We start from the raw sequence: 18,524 nt of genomic DNA, 5'->3' as shown, positions 1-18,524 counted from the left end.
CTATCTTGTTTATAAAAATGCCGGAGCGCAAAAGTGCTTCCGGTATTTTTTGGTTTGGCCGTGTGCAAAGGGTATAATAGAGATATGTAAAGATTGATATTATACCGTTGTGTTGAAGATACGAAATAAAGGAGGCTTCATGATGGAGAGTATTACAGTACATACTCGTTTAGGTCAATTACGTGGGGAAACGGGGAATGGATATCATGTATGGAAAGGTATCCCATATGCACAGCCTCCTGTTGGAAAACTACGTTTTCACGCGCCCCAGCCTTTGGAGTCTTGGGAGGGTGTACGGGCTGCGACGAGTTTTGGGCCAATCTGTCCGCAACCTATGCCATCCGCTGAAAGTATGACTGGAAATCTGGTGGAACCGCCTGAGCAGTCAGAGGATTGCTTATACCTGAACATTTGGACACCTGCTTCGAAGGCTCCTGAGAAGGGACGTCCGGTGATGGTGTGGATTCATGGCGGTGCCTTTGTCACGGGGTCCGGGATTATACCTTTATATGACGGGGAACGCATGGCGAAGAATGGCGATGTTGTGGTTGTTACGATCAATTATCGATTGGGGCCGTTAGGATTTTTGCATCTGACCCCAAAGGGAGATGGCCTGACCTCTAATGCGGGACTGCTGGATCAGATCGCTGCGCTGGAATGGGTTAGGGATCACATCTCTGCCTTTGGCGGTAACCCGGACGAAGTAACGGTGTTCGGTGAATCGGCAGGCGCGATGAGTATTGCCGCTTTATTGGCGATGCCAGACGCTGAGGGACTGTTCCAGCGTGCGATTTTGCAGAGCGGTGCGTCGCAGGTATTGCCAACCTCACAGGCCGAACAAGTGACGGCTGTGTATCTGCAGCAGCTGGGTGTGGACACTCAACATCCAGAACGATTGTTTACGCTGCCGACAGATGCGCTGATGCTAGCTATGGCGAAGACGCATGAAGTCATCGGACCAGGGATGGCGATGATCTATCAACCCGTCGTGGACGGTGTGACCTTGCCAGATGAACCGCTGTCTGCAATCGCGCAAGGTTCAGCAAAGCAGGTATCCGTTTTGATTGGAACGAACTTGCATGAGGGGGCCTATTTCATCCGAAAAGAATCCCATCTAATGAACAAGTCAACAGCGAGTCAGGCATTGGAAATGATGACGGGCATGTCAGACATCGGCGACCTGATAGAACCATTTCCTGTTACGATTGAGGGACAGGCACAAATGTTGACTGATCTATTTTTTTGGCGTCCTGCATTGGCTCTTGCTGTTGCGCAGTCGGCGCATGCGCCTGTATGGATGTATCGTTTTGATTGGACATTGCCGGGGCATCCTACCTTTGGACAAGCGGTTCACGGTGCCGAAATTGCGTTTGTTTTCGATAATCTGGAGCTGCTAGGTAAGCTTGGATTAGAGATTCAACCGTCGATGCAGAAGCTCGCTCAAGCTATGCAGCAGGCATGGGTTGCTTTTGCACGTGATGGGAAGCCTGTGCTGTCCGAGGAGGCTTGGCCGATGTACGACAGGGAAGAGCGGACTACAGCTATTTTCCATCAGGATATTAAAATGGAGCACGACCCCGAAGGAGATAGACGCCGTCAGTTAACCGGTCAGATGACCCTATAAGTAAACAAGAGAGATCACCCCAAGTACTCACATGGAAAAAGCCTTCGCCCGTAATTAGTATACGGACGAAGGCTTTTGTTAGTCATTAGATATACTGCTGCTCATTCTTACTTGCATGAAATTGCAACGATACGATGTGTAACTTAAATCTTAAATCGCTTAACCAGCTGTTGCAAATCCTGGGCCATGTTGGACAACTCCTGAGACGAAGACGCGATTTCCTCCATGGCCGCCATTTGCTCCTGAGCGGCAGCAGAGGTTGTCTGCGAACTGTCCGCCGAATTGCGAGACAGACTTGCCAAATGGGTGACAGTAGCCGAAACTTCCTCTGTACTGGCTGAGATTTGTTCAGCCGCAGCGGACACACTTTGGATTTGTTCCACAATATGAGATGTAGAGCGTTCAATATTCGTAAATGCACCTTCTGCATCTTGGCTAATACGTAATCCTTCACCTACCTGGTTACGAACATTACCGTTCATGGTAGCGGTGGAGCGTTGAATCAAATCGAGCATCTGAGTAATGATCTGACTGATGGAATCTGCACTTTCCTTGGATTGCTCAGACAGCTTGCGTACCTCTATAGCGACTACGGCAAATCCACGCCCGGCCTCGCCAGCTCTGGAAGCTTCAATAGACGCGTTCAGAGACAACAAATTGGTTTGCTTGGCAATGGCGGCAATAGCTGTATTCATCTGCTTCGCATCGTCTGAGAGCTGGGATAGCTCATCCATCAGGCTAGCCGTTTGGCTTACAGCTTCCAGAATACGGTCCATTTGTGTCCGCACATGGCTGATCATTTGACTGCCTTGAGCTACATCATGTTCGGTTTGTCCTGCTGAATCCACGATGGAGCTTGCTGATTCGGCAATGGTGCTGACACCCTTGGCCATTTCTTCAACGGCATTAGCGGTTTGCTCGGATGCCTCGGCGCTGGTGGCTGCATTTTCTGCGGATTCCATAACCGTTTCCGCTACGTGTTGTACGGACTCCGTCGTTTGCTCTGTGCTTTCCTTGATCATCAGAGAAGAGGAAGCAAGTCGGGAGGACGTTTGATTGACCTCGGAAACCATCGTATGCAAGGAATGAGTCATCTGGTCAAAATTCTGTGCCAGTTCGCCGAACTCATCCTTGCTGGATAGGTTAACACGTTCGGTCAGATTTCCGTCACGGACGATGCGTGTTCCTGCTTGCAGCTTGCGCAGCGGAATTAAGAACGAGCGGACCATAAGCACAATGATGATCGCAGCGGCAAGTATGGAAATGACAATCACAATCAGGCTTTGCTTCAGAATCGGTTGGGCTGTATCACTGTAATCCTCCAGATCCGACAGTGCGACAATGCTCCAACCGGTGAGAGGGTCCTTAAGTGTAAAGGCCAGCATATCTCGATTCATAAATTGAATTTGCGACATGGAAGGAGTATCATTTTCGACGGTTGTCGCCACTTCGGGAAGTCCCTCTATGGCGTCAGCCGGTTTTTTGCCTGTCTTGTTAAAGGCTGTTCCAGTCCCAGATACAACTTTATGTTCAGAATCAACAATAATGAGTCCTCCGCGTTCACCAATCTTAACAGACTGCAGACTTTCACCCATCTTGTCCAGATTCAAAGCCAATGCAACAGCTCCTTCACCGTCCTCCAGCGTTCCCGATATATTAACGACTAAATTCCCTGTCGTGACGCTGGCAACTGGAACACCGACGAATACTTTGCCCTTTTCCAGCATCGCATTTTTGTACCATTTTCTCTCTCGGGGGTCATAATCGGCCTCCTGTTTTTTCGGTGAACGTATGTATTGCCCTTTCGCATTACCGAGAAGCGCGGCATCTAGCTCGGGATGAGCCTTGACGATGACATCCAACTTTTTCTGAAGGGCCTCTTGGTTGGTACCAATGGAATCAGAATTGATTTCAGTGGTAAGCACGTCCAGGTCTTTCATAATAGGCGCTACATACTGATTGACATTGCTCCGGATCAAATACAGATTCGTGTATACGGAACCGCCCATTTGCTGACTGAGTTGTGTTGTAGCCCCCTGATAGGAAAAGTACCCGATAAGTACGCTCGGAATCAATAACACAGCTAAAAAAGATATTATTAATCTTGTCCTCATTAAATAAAACTGCTTGAGAAACCTGTTCCACCACGGAACTGTTTGTTTTGTTTTAGTCATAGCTCTTGCTCCTCTGTGTCTGATGATCACTACATTCTTTTATTCGACAGAAACCGACTAATTTTATAGATGTAATCTTTGAGAAACGAAGAATAATTACATGTTTTAGACACTTTTTCTGAAAGATAGGTCTAAAGTGCTATATTTTATATGAATACGAATACATAAAAAAGCCAAATCGGAGATGCAAAAGCATCTTCACGATTTGGCTTGGGTGAGTCATGAAAGGGACGTTGAACTGTTAATTTTTTTGCTGACGTGAAATCATAAAGAGCGTAATCCAGATGAGCATAAAACCAGTCAATTGCGCTACAGTGACAATTTGCTGAAAGGCGATCCAGTTAATCACGACACCAACCATGGGAAAGCTCAGTTCTGCCATCGTAGCATAAGACGCTTTGGTCGTACTTAAGCCTTTGTAATACAGCAGCAAGCTGAGAAGACCCGGAAGCAATGCCTGCAATAGCAGATTGATAATCACAGCTGCGCCCGCCCATGTACCGGCAGGCATATTCCATGGCGCATGCTCTACAGAGGTGAGGACAATCAGCAGAGGGAGCGCCACCATGAAGCGGAGGGAGGTTACTGTTTCATATTTCATTGAACGAAGCAAGTAACTTCCCATGACTGTCGAACCGCCCCACAGAACTGCTGCACCGAGTGCAAGCAGACTACCAACCTGAACAAAATCACGAACATGTCCGAAGGGGAGCGACCAACCGAAGGTCAGAAGATACGTCCCGAACAGAGCGACGACAATTAATAATCCAAAATGACGCGGCAACATTTCCTTCAAAATAATACGGGCTAGAACAATAGCGACCAAGGGTTGAAGCTTCTGGAGTAAGAGTACAGCATTCAAATCACCATTGCTGAGTGCCATAGTGAAAATCACGCTGGCCAGAGCCGAGCCGCCCCACGAGACGAATAAAATAGCGAAAACTTGACGAAGCCGTACCGCTTTGAGTTCCTCACGATGCTTCCATAGCATCGGTGTCAGAGCGAGGAAGAGCAGCACATGCTCCATAAGTACAATTTGTGTTGAAGTAAATGACTTTAGCAAAATAATACGAAAAAGCGGGTCTGCGCCCCACAAGGCTGCTCCAATTGCGACCAGCCAAAAACCGCTTTTCATGTGGGAGCTACGATCAAAACCTTTGGATGTTAGTACAGTAGAAGATTGACTCATACTCAATTAGCTCCTTGCGAATACAGGACCGGTGGCACAAAAACCCCCGTCCATGGCGAAAGGCCATGCAAGACGGGGGTTGATCAAATAAACTTGCCGCTTTATGCAAGTTAAATGAAGTTGCTGCAAAACTAATAACGCAGTATTCATCCACTTCGCGGCATGTTGATATTTCGATCTTCTTCCATCCGGACTTTACCGTCGGCTTTGGCATCTCACCAAATCAGTCCGTATCCTGTTGCCAGATACAGAGTCGCGGGCTTAGCTCCATGAGCCATACCGCCGGTTGGGAATCTCACCCTACCCCGAAGATCCTTATTCCGTTTTTAATTTCTCCTATAGGATATACCTGTTTTAGAATGAAGTCCAGTGAAAAATGTGTGTATATCTAACAATGATTTTCATCTGTTTTTTGAAAGCGCTCTACGAAATTACATATTACGAGGTAATATCCTTATACTCAATACGTCGAATCGCCGCATAAGCCACAAGCATTCCTAGTAGAGAGAAGCCAATTTGCACGGGGGCTATGGAGCTAAGTGTAGCGCCGTTATTATTGGAGAAAAGCAATGCTACAATCAGGATTGAGGTCACAATGGTGGTGGGTACAGAGTATCTTCGCATCCCCATATACAGCGGAACCAATCCCATAAAGCTGGCAGCAACGGCATTGATCAGCGTCCGTGCTGATTGTTGGCCCAGTATGGATAGAGTAAGGTTATCCGGTACAATCAAGACAAACTGGTTGAGTAGATGAATAGCAGCCGTAATGATTATTTCCGAAATAATAATAGACAAGAACGTAAACAGCAGCACAACCAAGAGCTTGGCGATCATCAGCTTTTGACGGTGAATCGGATACATAAACAAGATCGTAATCGATTTGGATTTAAATTCTCCGACGATAAAGCGGCATAGCAAAACGGAGGAAAATACAATAAATGTTGCTCTCACAAAATTGTCTATTAGATCCAGGAGTTGAGTGTACTGTGTGAATTCGGGTATTCCTTCACTTTGACTGTCCAGCGCGATAATACAGAGCAGCCCAAGAATGCATGCATTGGCGATCAGTGCTGAACGGATATAACCCGCCAGATGAAATTTTTTCAGCTCCAACTGCATCAATTTAAGCATGGAGATCACCTCCGTTTAACAGGCGCAAAAAGTAGTCTTCCAGTGTGCTGCTTTTCTGATGAATGGAATCCACTTCTATATCATTTAAAATGAGCGTCTTCGTAATTTGTTTCTGCGGTACATTTGAATCGTAAATACGTATACTCTGTTCATTGAGTACTCTTATATTATTCAGATTCAGATGATGGGAGAGGACGTAGGTCGCTTTTTTACAATCGTTGGTCGTAAATTCGATATATTCCGTATTGGTTTCCCGCACCTGTTCCATCGACACTTCCTCAATCAGCCGTCCGTGATTAATCACGCCTACTGTATCCGCAATCTGCTCTATTTCCGCTAAAATATGACTGGACACGAGCAGAGTCATCCCATATTCCTTGCATAGCATGTGGAATAGTTGGCGGATTTCCTTGATTCCCACGGGGTCCAGACCATTAATGGGTTCATCCAAAATGAGTAGTTCTGGCTTAGTTGCAATAGCGCGGGCAATCCCGAGACGTTGTTTCATTCCCAGCGAAAAATCCTTTACCGGCTTGTCATCCGCATTTATTAAATTCACTAATTCCAGGGCATCCCGAACAGCCTGCTTATTATAGTAGCCCATGTATTCACAATGAAGTTCGAGATTTTGCTGTGCCGTCAGCCTGTCATAAAAAATCGGGTATTCAATAATCGAACCCATCCGTCCGAGCAGATGATACGATTTTGGCGTTAATTTCTCACCGAATAATTCAATTTCACCCGATGTTGGCTTGATTAAATTCGTAATCATTTTCATCATCGTTGTCTTGCCTGCCCCGTTAGGGCCGAGAAAGCCATAGGTTTCTCCCTTGCGCACATTCATACTGACTCCCGCTACAATTTCATTGCCCTTCAGGGCCTTGGTCAACTGATGTGTACGTATTACGTAAGTCATAGGTGTTCTCCCTTCGTATACTGCTGATAATTCAAGGATAAAGGGCGAAATGTTCATTTTTCTTTCGTGATTCTTACAAATTTATTAAGTTGAGCACAAATCGAATTATGCAAAATGCTGAGTTCGATTAATAGTTGATTTTCTTCAATGTAAAAGAGAAGACTGTCCGCTCATAAGGTCTACTAGTCAATTGAATTTCTCCGTTCATCGTTTCAACCAGACGTTTGGCAATCGTAAGGCCCAGTCCGCTGCCTTGTACCGCCTTATTACGGGAGTCCTCCAGTGTGTACATGCGTTCAAAAACTTTATCTTGCTCAGATTCCTGTATGCCTTTGCCACGATCCCATACCTCTATACGCACTGTATCCTGCTGTTCCAATAGAGCCAGACCCAGCGTCCGTCCATCTGCCCCATAACGAATGGCATTCGAGATCAGATTGTTCAGCACCCGCCCAATCGCTCCTTCGTTCCCCAAGGCATGAATGGAGTGCTCCGGGATTTCAATATGCACAGTAAACCCCTGTGCGGTCAGCAGGTCATAAAACTCCAAAATGCTGCGTCTGCACAGTTCTCCCACTTCCAGTCGAGTCAACGGAATATCCGTATCATTAGCCTCCAGCTTCGCCAAATTAAAAAAGCTTCCGATCAACTCAATCGCTTCGCTTGTCTTTTGATGAATTTTGGATAGCAGCTTTATACGTTCTTCCGGCAAAATAGTCGGATCGCCATCCAGCATCTCGGCATATCCAAGCACAACCGTAAGCGGGGTCTTGAGATCGTGTGAAATGTTCGAAATCATTTTGCGCATAGCAATTTGGCTACGGTTGTAATCTGCTGACACTCTGAGATTCAAGTCCAGCAGTCGGTTAATTTCCGTCATGAGTCGTTGCAGTTCAACGTCACCTGTGACATATAGCAGCTTTTCCGCATGATTCACCGTCACAATCCGCTCTAGTAGGGTTCGGATATCCTTTATTTTGCGCTTATAGGCCATACGCTCCCGCCAAAGCCATACTATAACGACTGACATGATGAGGCCGACAATCCATTCAGAAATGTTTTCGATGTTCATATCAACCATTCTCCCATTTGTAGCCAATGCCCCATAGCGTTTTAATGTGGACAGGATGAGAGGGATCTTCTTCGATTTTCTCACGTAGGCGGCGAATATGGACGTTAATCACGTTCTCGTCGCCCATATAATCGTCTTTCCAAATAAATCCGTATAATTGTGCTTTTGTAAATACCCGGTTCGGATTGGCTACAAATAGCTTCAAAATATCGGACTCTTTGGCTGTTAGCTGAATTTCATTTTCATTGCGTATGACTGTAAAATGATCAAAATCAATGCGCAGACTGCCGTAGGTCAAAACTTGTGCTTGCGGCTGTTCCTCCTGCTGTTGCTGACGGGCATATGTAGTAGATCTGCGGATCGCGGACTGAATACGAGCTGTCATTTCCAGCATTGAAAAAGGTTTGGCAACATAATCGTCTGCCCCAAAGCCCAGTCCAAGCGCTTTATCCACGTCGCTGTCCTTGGCTGACATAATCAGAATAGGTACGGCGCTGTGGGTACGGATCCGGCGGATCACCTCCATACCGTCCACCTTCGGCATCATCAAGTCCACCAGTACCAGATCATAGGTATGACGTTCAAAGGCAAGAAGACCCTCTTCCCCGTCATAGGCAGTGGTTAGACTGTATCCTTCCTTAGTGAGTGCTTTGAGTAGCATTTCGGCAATGGATAGATCGTCTTCAATAAGTAAAATATGCTGTGACATAGGTGTGGAACACCCCTAATTTTTAGATTAAGCTCGCGTGACGAACTGTACCTGAATTATATAGAGCAGTGGAGGGGATTTCCATAAAAAATATCCAAAGAAAAAATGAAAACTCCCTGGATCGTCCCAGGGAGTTACGTAATCAGCAGTGTCTGGTAATATATCTTTCCTCTATTATACTGAAAGAGTTTATAATCCGGTGTTTGGAATACGATGTTATGATATACGTGACATGCTTTATACTAGAAATCAGGTATGTCTAATCACGAGCTACGGCACAGGACCGTCAATAAAGGAGAGCAAAGATGTTTGTCATACGGGGAACACAAAAACTGCTGAAGGAATGGGAGACTGAACCACTTCAAGTTGATATTTATCCGCCTTTGAATAGTTGGCATGCCAGCTTGTTTTTACTTAATCGAAGAAAAAATATAGTATTTATGCATGATATATCCCGCTTAAGCATCACGCTTTTTGGGATTAAAAAATCGCAGTACAAAAGCTTGCCAGCTCTTTTTATGCAAGCCTTGAAGGAATTTATGATCAGCGAAGGCTTTGATGAACAGATCGTAAAGGCCTACATACAGGAAGGCGAGCAGATGCTGGCTACTACGACGAATAGTCATAGTGTAATGAGAACCTTAGATGAGATTATTTTTATCATGAAGGAACTGGATATGGAGCATGGGTGCGAGCTGGAAAAAAACCAGTGGAATAACCGGATTGTTTTCAAAACTGTAGAATACAAGTACCCTGTTGATGTTTTTAAAGAAATGCTAGAAAAGCATTATAAACTAGAGAGTATTTGAGAAATTTATGATTTTACCGAAATTAGTTCCATTTATTCCCTCTGTCCTATATAATCTAATATAGTTCTAAAAGACTATATAAAGAGAGGTAAGGGGTAAATGAAGATTAAATTAAGAAATAAAACTGGAATGATTAAGGAACGCAAAGTAGGTTTTTCATGGACTACGCTCTTTTTCGGTTTCTTCCCTGCGTTGTTTAGAGGGGATTGGAAGTGGGCAGTTATTATTTTTCTGGTATCGATCCTTACGAGTGGGGCGTCCAACTTTGTATTTTGCTTCATTTATAACCGCTTACATATTAATGATCTGCTGTCCCAAGGCTATGGTCCTGCTACTAAGAAATCCCAAGCTATCCTGATTTCTAAGGGATTTATTGCTGAAAATTACGCTGCTAACTTTGCAGGTTAAATTGAGAGCTGTTTGTTAAACGAGACGTATCAAAAGAGCATCCACCAAAGTCCATGCGGGCGGGGAATGCTCTTTTTTTTATAACTCACATGATAGCAACGCTTGCGATGAAATGAATCATAGCGCAATAAGCGGCACACTTTGGTAAAATAAAACGATACAGGGTTTGACACCATCGGTCAGACTTATAAAACGGGGGGTACATAACGAAAGATGAAGAGGATTATTGATATAGCCAAAGAAGCAGGCATTGAAGAAGAACATCTGGAGACGTATGGAAAATATAAAGCGAAGCTGAATCCGTCCCTGTGGGAGCAGTTAAAGGATCGCCCGAATGGAAAGCTGGTGCTGGTTACGGCAATGAATCCCACGCCGGCGGGAGAAGGAAAAACGCTGACAACCATCGGGCTGTCACAGGCGCTGAATGCGCTGGGGCATAAAACCGTTGCTGCGTTGCGTGAGCCGTCCCTTGGCCCTTGCTTCGGTATGAAAGGAGGAGCAACCGGGGGAGGACAAGCCCAGATTGTTCCGGCAGAAGACATTAACCTGCATTTTACAGGTGATATTCACGCGATTTCGGCAGCGCATAATTTGCTGGCAGCGATGATCGATAACCATTTATTTCATGGAAATGCTTTGCGATTGAAACCGGAGCGGATCGTGTGGAAACGCGCTGTTGATATGAACGACCGGAGTTTACGAAATATTGTGACTGGATTGGGGTCAGGTAATGGAGCAGTGAGAGAAAGTGGCTTTCTGATTACCTCGGCTTCAGAAGTGATGGCAGTATTATGTTTAAGTGAAGATATGGACGATCTTAAAGTGCGATTGGGTCGGATGGTGATTGGTTATAACGAAGATGGCGAAACGGTAACAGCTGAGGAACTCCAGGCGGTGGAAGGTATGGCTGTGCTGCTGCGGGAAGCATTGAAACCCAATCTGGTGCAAACGTTGGAGGGAACTCCAGTTATTGTGCATGGTGGACCTTTTGCGAATATTGCGCATGGATGCAGTAGTTTGATCGGTACGAAGCTGGCCCTGAAGCTGGGAGAGGTGGTCGTCACGGAGGCTGGATTCGGGGCCGAGCTGGGCGCGGAAAAGTTTTTTGACATCAAGTGCCGTCAATCCGGTTTGCAGCCAGATGCGGCTCTGTTGGTCGTAACAGCCAAAGCGCTGAAATATAACGGCGGTGTAGCTAAAAATGAGCTGGATGCAGAAAATCTGGAGCAATTGCAACTTGGATTAGTCAACATGAACCGGCATGTTCGGAATTTGCAAAAATTTGGCGTACCAGTACTGGTAGCGCTCAACCATTTTGTAACAGATAGCGAAGCCGAGTTGGAACTGATTTTCTCGGAATGCCGCAAGCTGGGTGTACCCGTAGAGCTGTCACAGGTGTGGGCACAGGGAAGCCAAGGTGGAGAAAAGCTGGCCCAAAGCCTGCTCAACCTGCTCCAGGAGGACAAAGCCCATTTTGCACCATTGTATGAGCATACACTTGATTTGCAAGCGAAAATTAGTGTCATTGCGAAGGAGCTTTATGGTGCGGCAGAGGTAGCTTACACTCCTGCGGCCAAACGGGCGTTGGCCGGTATGGAGCAGCTTGGTTTTGGACAACTGCCTGTATGCATGGCCAAAACACCGTATTCTTTCTCAGATCAACCTTCTCTGCTAGGTGCACCGGAGGGCTTTACCATTCACGTGTCCAGCGTTTCTTTGTCCGCAGGGGCAGGCTTTGTGGTCGTGGAAACAGGCAATACTATGACGATGCCAGGATTACCCAAATCCCCAGCAGCTGAGCATATGTCGCTGGAGGCAGATGGAAGCATTCATGGTCTAATGTAGTATCTTTAGAAAAATGGCAGCTTATCAGGTTGAAGTGACGAGCAGTTTGGGCAGTGCAGTAAGCAGTTTTTGCCGGGTCATGGCATCGCTCCAGTTCCAGCGGTCAGCTTCTACGAAATATACCCGACCTTGACGTACAGCAGGAAGGCTGCGCCAGAGAGGGCTGCTGATCATGCGTTCCAGCGTACGTTTGGATTCTGGGGCTGTCGGGACAAGCATAAAAATGCGGTCCCCGGCGTAATCAGGCAATTCGTTCGGATCTATTTCCGCGAAGCCGTGTCCCTCGTCGAGCACCTTTTGGATCGGCTCAACGGGCTGAAAGCCCTGGGGGTGGTAGAGGGCCGATGAGAATCCGGACATACCCATGACAAAGAGCCGATCACCATGATCGAAGATGAAGACGGAGGCCGTTTCTCCGGCTGTGATTTGCGTACCGAGCTGCTGCCACATTGCCAGATTACGGGCTTTGAAGGTAGACAACCAGCGTTCGGCCTCCCGCTCCTTACCGAGCCAGGCGCCAAGTGTACGCATCCGTTCCTCCAGCGTGGCGAAGGAGTTGAAGGTGACGGTGGGGGCGATGCTGGCAATGCGCTTATATTCCTGTTCGTCCGAATTGGCGATGATAATTAGATCAGGATCAAGAGCACTGGTCAAGCGGGTGTCCAGTGGAAGGCCTACATCGGCGACATTCACAAGACGATGTTTATAGACGCTGTATTCACTGAGTTGCAGACTTCCGCCGATGGCTTTGGCCCCTAATGCCAATAGATCGCCCATCGTTTCTCCATGATAGATGATGCGGCTTGCTCGGCGCGGAATATGAATATGGTGGCCCGTCCAATCCTTGACGCGCACAGAACCGGAGACAGAAAGTGCGTACTTGCCAGGGGGAATCCCGGTCATTTGCCTAAACCGTCGATTAAAATAATATTCGTCAGAGAAACCAACCTGACGGGCTATTTCACGTAAAGGCCGTTTGCAATCCAGCAGCAGCCGCTTGGCATGATTCAAGCGCAGCTCAGTGAGGTAATGCAGCGGCTTTTTGCCTGTAATTTTACGAAACATTTGCGAGTATTGCCATATGGAAACGTTCGCCTGCTCGGCAAGCTGCTTGACGGTAATGGGCTTTTCATAGTTGTTTTCCATATATGAGAGAGTGCCTTCTACCGATGCTGGCAATGCCGGATTAGAGGTATTGTTTTGATCAATATCGGTGTGGTCTTCCTGCCACAGCAAGAGCAACTCTTGAAACATGATTTGCTGCCGTAATACGGATGTTTGGTTATGCGGCTGTACCGTTTGTTGGGTACTATAAAATAACTCTTCAATCAACTGAATAAGTTTGGAGGAAGAAGAGGAGACGATGTATTCGCGCGGTTCCGGCAGGACAGCTCCATGATATATGGACGGCATGCGCGCTGCGTGTTCAGCCAAGGCCATGTCCGCTTGTGGTTCCGACGTCAAAGCGATGACCTCAAACGTGATTTTGTAGTATTCAGGTACAGTTCCATTCAGGGGAGCGATTTGATAGGATTCACCTGGAGCTAGCCAATACCCATGACCTGTATGGAATAGATACTGCTCTGGGCCAATGTCCACCATCCCTGTCCCACTGATGAACATAAGAAGACAGTGATATGAACTGGGACGTGATAATAATTCATCGGTAGGCTCACCAATCAACGCAATTTCTTTAAAATGAAAAAGCAGTGAGCTGAACGGAGGAGGATATACGGACGACGAAGACTGGTTCACAGTATTGCTCCTTTTATTGAGAATGGTTATCATGTATATATGAGTATACCTCCTTTAGGTTCAACAAAAAAGAAGCCTATCAACAAGTGTCGATAAGCTTCTCCAATTTTATCTGATGAGCTTGGGCAATTCCTTCAGCAGCCATTCTCGAGTGGAAGCATCACTTTCAGTTTTGCCAATATCCTGAGTGTACACACGACCCTGTTTGACAGCAGGGAGCTGGAGCCACAGCTTGCTTTTCATTAACTGTTCGGTGGATTGTTCGGCTTCTGAACTTGGTGTTCTTAGTATGAAAATCCGATCTCCAGCGTATTGTCCGATCACTTCCTGAGATATTTGTACAAATCCTTTGTCTTCATCCAGTGCTTTCTGGATAGGAGGGGTAGGTTTGAAACCATTCTTTTCATACAGTATTTGTGACAGTCCTGTCCGTCCCATTGCGAATAAACGGTCACCTGGATAGTAGGTAAAGACTGAAGCAGTTTCCCCCGCCTTAACACCTTCTGCGTGAAGTTTGGTCCACATCTCCGCTTCCTTTATTTTATATTGGGCAAGCCAATCTTCAGCGTCCTTTTTCTTGTTCACAATGTCTCCGAGATGCAGCAAACGTTCGTTTAACGGAGCAAAGGTATCGAACATAATTGTAGGTGCAATTTTTGTTAACGCTGCGTATTGCTTTTCATCTGTATCGGCGGTAATGATCAGGTCAGGCTGTAGTTCCAAGGCTTTTTCCAAATTAATCGGGAACCCCAGATCAGCCACGTTCTGAACCTGCTTTTCGTAAACCTTGCCTTCAATCATAGAAGTTGATGTACCTACAGCTTGTACGCCTAAAACCAATAAATCCCCATAGTTTTCTCCAAAGTAAACAATGCGCCGAGGAGTCGTGGGAATATTCACTGTATGTCCCTTATAGTCTGTGTATTCACGAGTTGTGGCAGCTTCCGATGTTTTTGTAGATGCTATCGTGTTGCTGTTTGCACTCTGATTGTCAGATGCGCCACATCCCAGCAGCAATGCCCCCATAAGAAAGAATAGGCAGATGAGAGCAGTGTATGGTCGAGTAGATTTTTTGTTGATTGTCGAGCTCTTGTTGGTCATAGTAACCTCCGTATAATAGAATGATTCAGAATTTTGCAAATGAGAATTATTATCATAAAAGCTATGATAAGCGCTGAACCCTCAATACTCAATGGACAAACTTGGTCAATGAATCCGATTTTGTACAAAATAAGTCTCATGTGTTCTTAGCTCATTTCATTCTTCAAATTTTATTGATTTGTCATTTTTTATGGTATAGAATAGCATTTTTATACATTTGAAAGGGGTTTTGAAATGGCATTGTTTATTACATATGTTTTACTAGGTTTCTCTATAGCACTACCTGTAGGTACAATTACGGTTGAAATGACGAAGCAAGGGCTAAAGAATGGATTCATGCATGGTTGGATTGTGGGCCTTGGGGGGATGACCATCGATTTGTTATTAATTACTGGCTTGTATTTTGGTCTGGCCTCAGTCTTGTCATTACCTGTGGTACAAGTGATTATGTGGTTCGTTGGAGCCCTTTTTTTGTGCTACGTGGGGTACGACAGCATTAAAAATGCAGATCATGATATTGCGCTAGAAGGAGAGAAAAAGACGAAATCATTATTTTCTTCCTATAAAAATGGGCTGCTTGTAGCTGTTTCACCAGGAAATTTAGTGTTCTGGGTGAGTGTTTTTGGAACTGTGCTGGCAAGCTCATTTGATCGGTCAAATACAAGTCAATTCTTGATTGTTGGCTTAGGTATTTTGTTTGGTATTCTTATCCATGATTTAGGCTTGATGACCCTCGTAGCCACAACACGGAAAGCCATGAATCGAACCGCTATCAAGTGGGTTACGATCGGTGCAGGCGTGGTTTTGATCGGTTTTTCGATTTATTTTCTGTATGAATTTATGATCACTCTCCAAAAGATTTTATAGCATTACGCAAGGATACGTTCAAGCTTGTCATGCCAGTCTGCATAAATCGAACAAGTCCTTCATAGACATGTACTAATTCATTTAAAACATGTGCTGAAGGGGTTGATGACATGCGCCGGATTTCATGGATGCTCGCCATGGTCATGTGTGTAACGCTGCTGCTGGCCGGGTGCGGCAAGAAGAGCGCGGACGATGTGGTTAAAGATTTGAGTGACGTGGTGAGCGACCTGAACAGCTACCACGGTACAGCTTTGATGACGCTGCATACCGGCGACACGCCGCAGGAATACAAGGTGGATATTTCCTACCGCAAGCCGTCCTATTACCGAATTGCCATGACGAACGAGAAAAAGGATGTTACGCAAATTGTGCTTCGTAATGATGAGGGTGTATTTGTGCTAACACCCAGCCTGAACAAAAGCTTCCGTTTCAAAAGCGACTGGCCAAACAATCAGGGTCAAGTATATTTATATGAAACGTTGGTTCGCAGCATTATCGGCGATGCCTCCCGTCAGTTGGCTACCGACGATAAATCCTATGTGTTTGATGTGGCAGCGAATTACAACAGCCATGCGCTGGTGAGACAAAAGATATGGCTGTCCAAAAATGACTATGCACCCACTCAGGTACAGGTGTCTGATGCGAATGCCAAGGTAGTTGTTGATCTGAAATTCGATCAATTTGTTTTTGATACGAAGTTTGACAAGGACTCTTTTGATATGGAGCGGAATATGGCTTCAGGTAAGACGAGTACAGGTAGCGCAGGGGCGCCATCTTCCGGAGCAGTAGATCCCAGCAGTCAGCTTGATCCTTCCGGTGCGATGGATGGGACGACTGGCGTGACGACTGGCGAACCCGGACAAGAGCAGGGGACCGCAGGGGATGCAGTCCAGCAACCGTCAGGGCAAGCCAAGGTGGACGGTACTGCCACAAACGATACGTCCAAACCGGACAAAGCAGCCAACGCAGCCAACGCAGAGAGGCAGCAACAAACCCCGGGCACATCGGATGCTGCAAACGGAACGTCAGCGGGAACAGATGCGGCAGAAGCTGTGATGGGTGAGTTCGGCTTGATCGAACCGTCCTACACGCCAGCCGGAGTACAGATCAAGGATACGCCGGAGCTGGAGGATAATGGTACACATGCCGTGATGCTACGGTATAGTGGAACATATAATTATACCATTGTGGAGGCACGTCCAAAAGATCGGGCGGTCGCACTGGCCGCAGGCGAACTGGTTGATATTGGAGGAAGCTTCGCCGTGCTGACCGGAAGCGAACAGCAGACGATGACCTGGATGAATGACGGAATCGAGTTCAGAATCACCAGTGCTGACCTGCCTGTGAGCGAAATGATACAAATTGCCGCTTCTATACAGGATCAATCGGGTAAATAAAATTTTATAGACGGATGCAGACGGTCTAGAGTGTAAAAATGCTCTGCTGCCGCCCGTATCCGTCTTTTGTTCATTCGCAGTCTAAGATGTGCATCGCTTGTATATCCTGCTCTATTGTAGAGATGGTAGAGGAGGCTGGTAAAGCCCCCCTGCCATTGACAGCCACGTTTTTGAACATTACCATTAACCTTTGGAAGCAAGCACTTTTGCCACACTCCGAATGGTAAAAGGTTATGTTACAGGCTAACAATTGAAGAAGGTGACTGGATTTGCAAGCACAATACAGATCGACCCGGGCCGAAATCAACCTGGATCACCTTGGCGCCAACTATGAAGCTTTTCGCAAGGCATTGCCAGCGGATAAGCTGATACTGGTCTGTGTCAAGGCGAATGCCTACGGACACGGTGCCGTGGAAATTTCAAAGGAATTGGAACGCCTTGGTGCGGATTATTTGAGCGTCGCTTTTCTGGATGAAGCGTTGGAGCTTCGTCATGCGGGGGTTCAGCTACCGATTCTTGTACTCGGCTATACCCCACCGGAAGCTGTACAAACGGCTTGGGAGCATGATATCTCATTGACTGTGTTCAGTGAAGAAGTGCTGGAGGGTATCCGCAGACTGGACTGCCAAGGAAATGAACGCAAGCTGAAGGTGCACATCAAAATAGACAGCGGCATGGGAAGACTGGGTTTGCTGCCTGGAGAAGAGGCTATGGCTTTTGTCCGGCAGGCTCACGAATTAGAGCAGGTGCTGCTGGAAGGCATGTACACCCATTTTGCCCGCGCGGATGAAGAAGACAAAAGCTATACACTGCTACAATATGATCGGTTTCGGGGCGTGGCGGAAGCGCTAAGGGAACAAGGTATCACCATTCCCATTATACATACGGCCAATAGCGCCGCTACCATTGATACCCCTTCTCTTTCCCCCAATATGGTGCGGATTGGTATCAGTATATACGGTCTGTATCCGTCTGATGAGGTTAACCGGCGAGCGATTGAACTGCTGCCTGTATTGTCATTGAAGACGGCGGTAGTTTATACCAAGACGCTTCCTCCTGGCTGGGGAGTTAGCTATGGCACCCGGTATGTGACTACCAGTGAAGAACGGATCGGTACACTGCCAATCGGCTATGCGGATGGATACTCCCGCATGCTGAGTGGGAAGATCGAAGTATTGATACGCGGTCGCCGCGTCCCGGTACTAGGCACGATTTGCATGGACCAGTGTATGGTATCCTTACAATCTTTCGCAAAAGATGCGGAAGAAATCCAAACCGGCGAAGAGGTTGTTCTCATCGGTCAGCAGTCCGGCGAAACTATCGCAGCGGATGAGCTGGCATCCAAGCTTGGTACGATCCACTATGAGGTGATCTGCATGATCGCAGACAGGGTACCGCGTGTATACACACGAGGCCATGTTCCTGTTATTCGAGTGAACTCGCTTCTTCCAACCCACTGGAATTAATTTCATAACGCAAATTACCGAATAAAAGCAGGAGTTTTCGCAGAACGTCCCGAAATAT

15 protein-coding genes and 1 riboswitch are annotated in these 18,524 nt (G+C 46.5%); of the genes, 7 read left to right on the top strand and 8 right to left on the bottom strand.

Features of this window, described 5'->3' with window-relative positions:
- The first annotated feature begins 142 nt into the window (after window positions 1-142).
- Window positions 143-1,624, top strand: coding sequence for a carboxylesterase/lipase family protein (locus JOD82_RS15755; RefSeq protein WP_209949635.1), 1,482 nt, complete (start codon window positions 143-145; stop codon window positions 1,622-1,624).
- Window positions 1,625-1,767: 143 nt separating this feature from the next.
- On the opposite strand, the gene JOD82_RS15750 is transcribed toward JOD82_RS15755, so the two are convergent.
- The 6 genes from JOD82_RS15750 to JOD82_RS15725 all read right to left on the bottom strand — a co-directional run bounded on the left by JOD82_RS15750 (window position 1,768) and on the right by JOD82_RS15725 (window position 8,818).
- Window positions 1,768-3,798, bottom strand: coding sequence for a methyl-accepting chemotaxis protein (locus JOD82_RS15750; protein ID WP_209949633.1), 2,031 nt, complete (start codon window positions 3,796-3,798; stop codon window positions 1,768-1,770).
- A gap of 241 nt (window positions 3,799-4,039) precedes the next feature.
- Window positions 4,040-4,987: a DMT family transporter gene (locus JOD82_RS15745; RefSeq protein WP_076292438.1), complete on the bottom strand. Its 948-nt coding sequence runs from the start codon at window positions 4,985-4,987 to the stop codon at window positions 4,040-4,042.
- A 172-nt stretch (window positions 4,988-5,159) separates the two neighbouring features.
- Window positions 5,160-5,304, bottom strand: a riboswitch (FMN riboswitch).
- A gap of 121 nt (window positions 5,305-5,425) precedes the next feature.
- Window positions 5,426-6,121 carry a hypothetical protein gene (locus JOD82_RS15740; protein WP_061829586.1) on the bottom strand — a complete coding sequence of 232 codons (696 nt, stop codon included), beginning with the start codon at window positions 6,119-6,121 and terminating at the stop codon, window positions 5,426-5,428.
- Complete coding sequence (locus JOD82_RS15735; RefSeq protein ID WP_209949631.1) at window positions 6,114-7,037, bottom strand: ABC transporter ATP-binding protein; 924 nt, start codon at window positions 7,035-7,037, stop codon at window positions 6,114-6,116. The genes JOD82_RS15740 and JOD82_RS15735 overlap by 8 nt, the downstream gene beginning before the upstream one ends.
- A 127-nt stretch (window positions 7,038-7,164) precedes the next feature.
- Window positions 7,165-8,109, bottom strand: coding sequence for a sensor histidine kinase (locus tag JOD82_RS15730; RefSeq protein WP_209949630.1), 945 nt, complete (start codon window positions 8,107-8,109; stop codon window positions 7,165-7,167).
- Between the two features lies 1 nt (window position 8,110).
- Complete coding sequence (locus JOD82_RS15725; protein WP_023987588.1) at window positions 8,111-8,818, bottom strand: response regulator transcription factor; 708 nt, start codon at window positions 8,816-8,818, stop codon at window positions 8,111-8,113.
- Window positions 8,819-9,123: 305 nt separating this feature from the next.
- Here JOD82_RS15725 and JOD82_RS15720 point away from each other — a divergent pair, with 305 nt between their 5' ends.
- From JOD82_RS15720 to JOD82_RS15710, 3 genes are all read left to right on the top strand, one after another.
- Entirely contained in the window at window positions 9,124-9,627 is a 504-nt protein-coding gene (locus JOD82_RS15720; RefSeq protein WP_209949628.1) for a DUF6933 domain-containing protein, read from the top strand.
- A 99-nt stretch (window positions 9,628-9,726) separates the two neighbouring features.
- Window positions 9,727-10,035 carry a hypothetical protein gene (locus tag JOD82_RS15715; RefSeq protein WP_013309242.1) on the top strand — a complete coding sequence of 103 codons (309 nt, stop codon included), beginning with the start codon at window positions 9,727-9,729 and terminating at the stop codon, window positions 10,033-10,035.
- Window positions 10,036-10,248: 213 nt separating this feature from the next.
- Window positions 10,249-11,880, top strand: a complete 1,632-nt coding sequence (locus JOD82_RS15710) for a formate--tetrahydrofolate ligase (RefSeq protein WP_209949626.1) — start codon at window positions 10,249-10,251, stop codon at window positions 11,878-11,880.
- A 24-nt stretch (window positions 11,881-11,904) separates the two neighbouring features.
- Here JOD82_RS15710 and JOD82_RS15705 read toward each other — a convergent pair whose 3' ends face one another.
- Window positions 11,905-13,635 carry an ABC transporter substrate-binding protein gene (locus JOD82_RS15705; protein ID WP_209949624.1) on the bottom strand — a complete coding sequence of 577 codons (1,731 nt, stop codon included), beginning with the start codon at window positions 13,633-13,635 and terminating at the stop codon, window positions 11,905-11,907.
- A gap of 108 nt (window positions 13,636-13,743) precedes the next feature.
- Window positions 13,744-14,736 (bottom strand): ABC transporter substrate-binding protein, encoded by a 993-nt coding sequence (locus JOD82_RS15700; RefSeq protein ID WP_209949623.1) that lies wholly within the window; start codon window positions 14,734-14,736, stop codon window positions 13,744-13,746.
- 234 nt (window positions 14,737-14,970) lie between these two features.
- Here JOD82_RS15700 and JOD82_RS15695 point away from each other — a divergent pair, with 234 nt between their 5' ends.
- The 3 genes from JOD82_RS15695 to alr all read left to right on the top strand — a co-directional run bounded on the left by JOD82_RS15695 (window position 14,971) and on the right by alr (window position 18,466).
- On the top strand, window positions 14,971-15,603 hold the full coding sequence (locus JOD82_RS15695) for a LysE family translocator (protein ID WP_039269618.1): 633 nt from the start codon (window positions 14,971-14,973) through the stop codon (window positions 15,601-15,603).
- Between the two features lie 110 nt (window positions 15,604-15,713).
- Window positions 15,714-17,000 (top strand): outer membrane lipoprotein-sorting protein, encoded by a 1,287-nt coding sequence (locus JOD82_RS15690; protein ID WP_209949622.1) that lies wholly within the window; start codon window positions 15,714-15,716, stop codon window positions 16,998-17,000.
- Window positions 17,001-17,269: 269 nt separating this feature from the next.
- Entirely contained in the window at window positions 17,270-18,466 is a 1,197-nt protein-coding gene (gene alr / locus JOD82_RS15685) for an alanine racemase (protein WP_069011131.1), read from the top strand.
- Window positions 18,467-18,524 lie beyond the last annotated feature (58 nt).

This window comes from Paenibacillus sp. 1182 (genome assembly GCF_017833915.1).
GTDB classification, from domain to species: domain Bacteria; phylum Bacillota; class Bacilli; order Paenibacillales; family Paenibacillaceae; genus Paenibacillus; species Paenibacillus polymyxa_D.
This window is presented reverse-complemented; position numbering and strand designations above follow the sequence as displayed.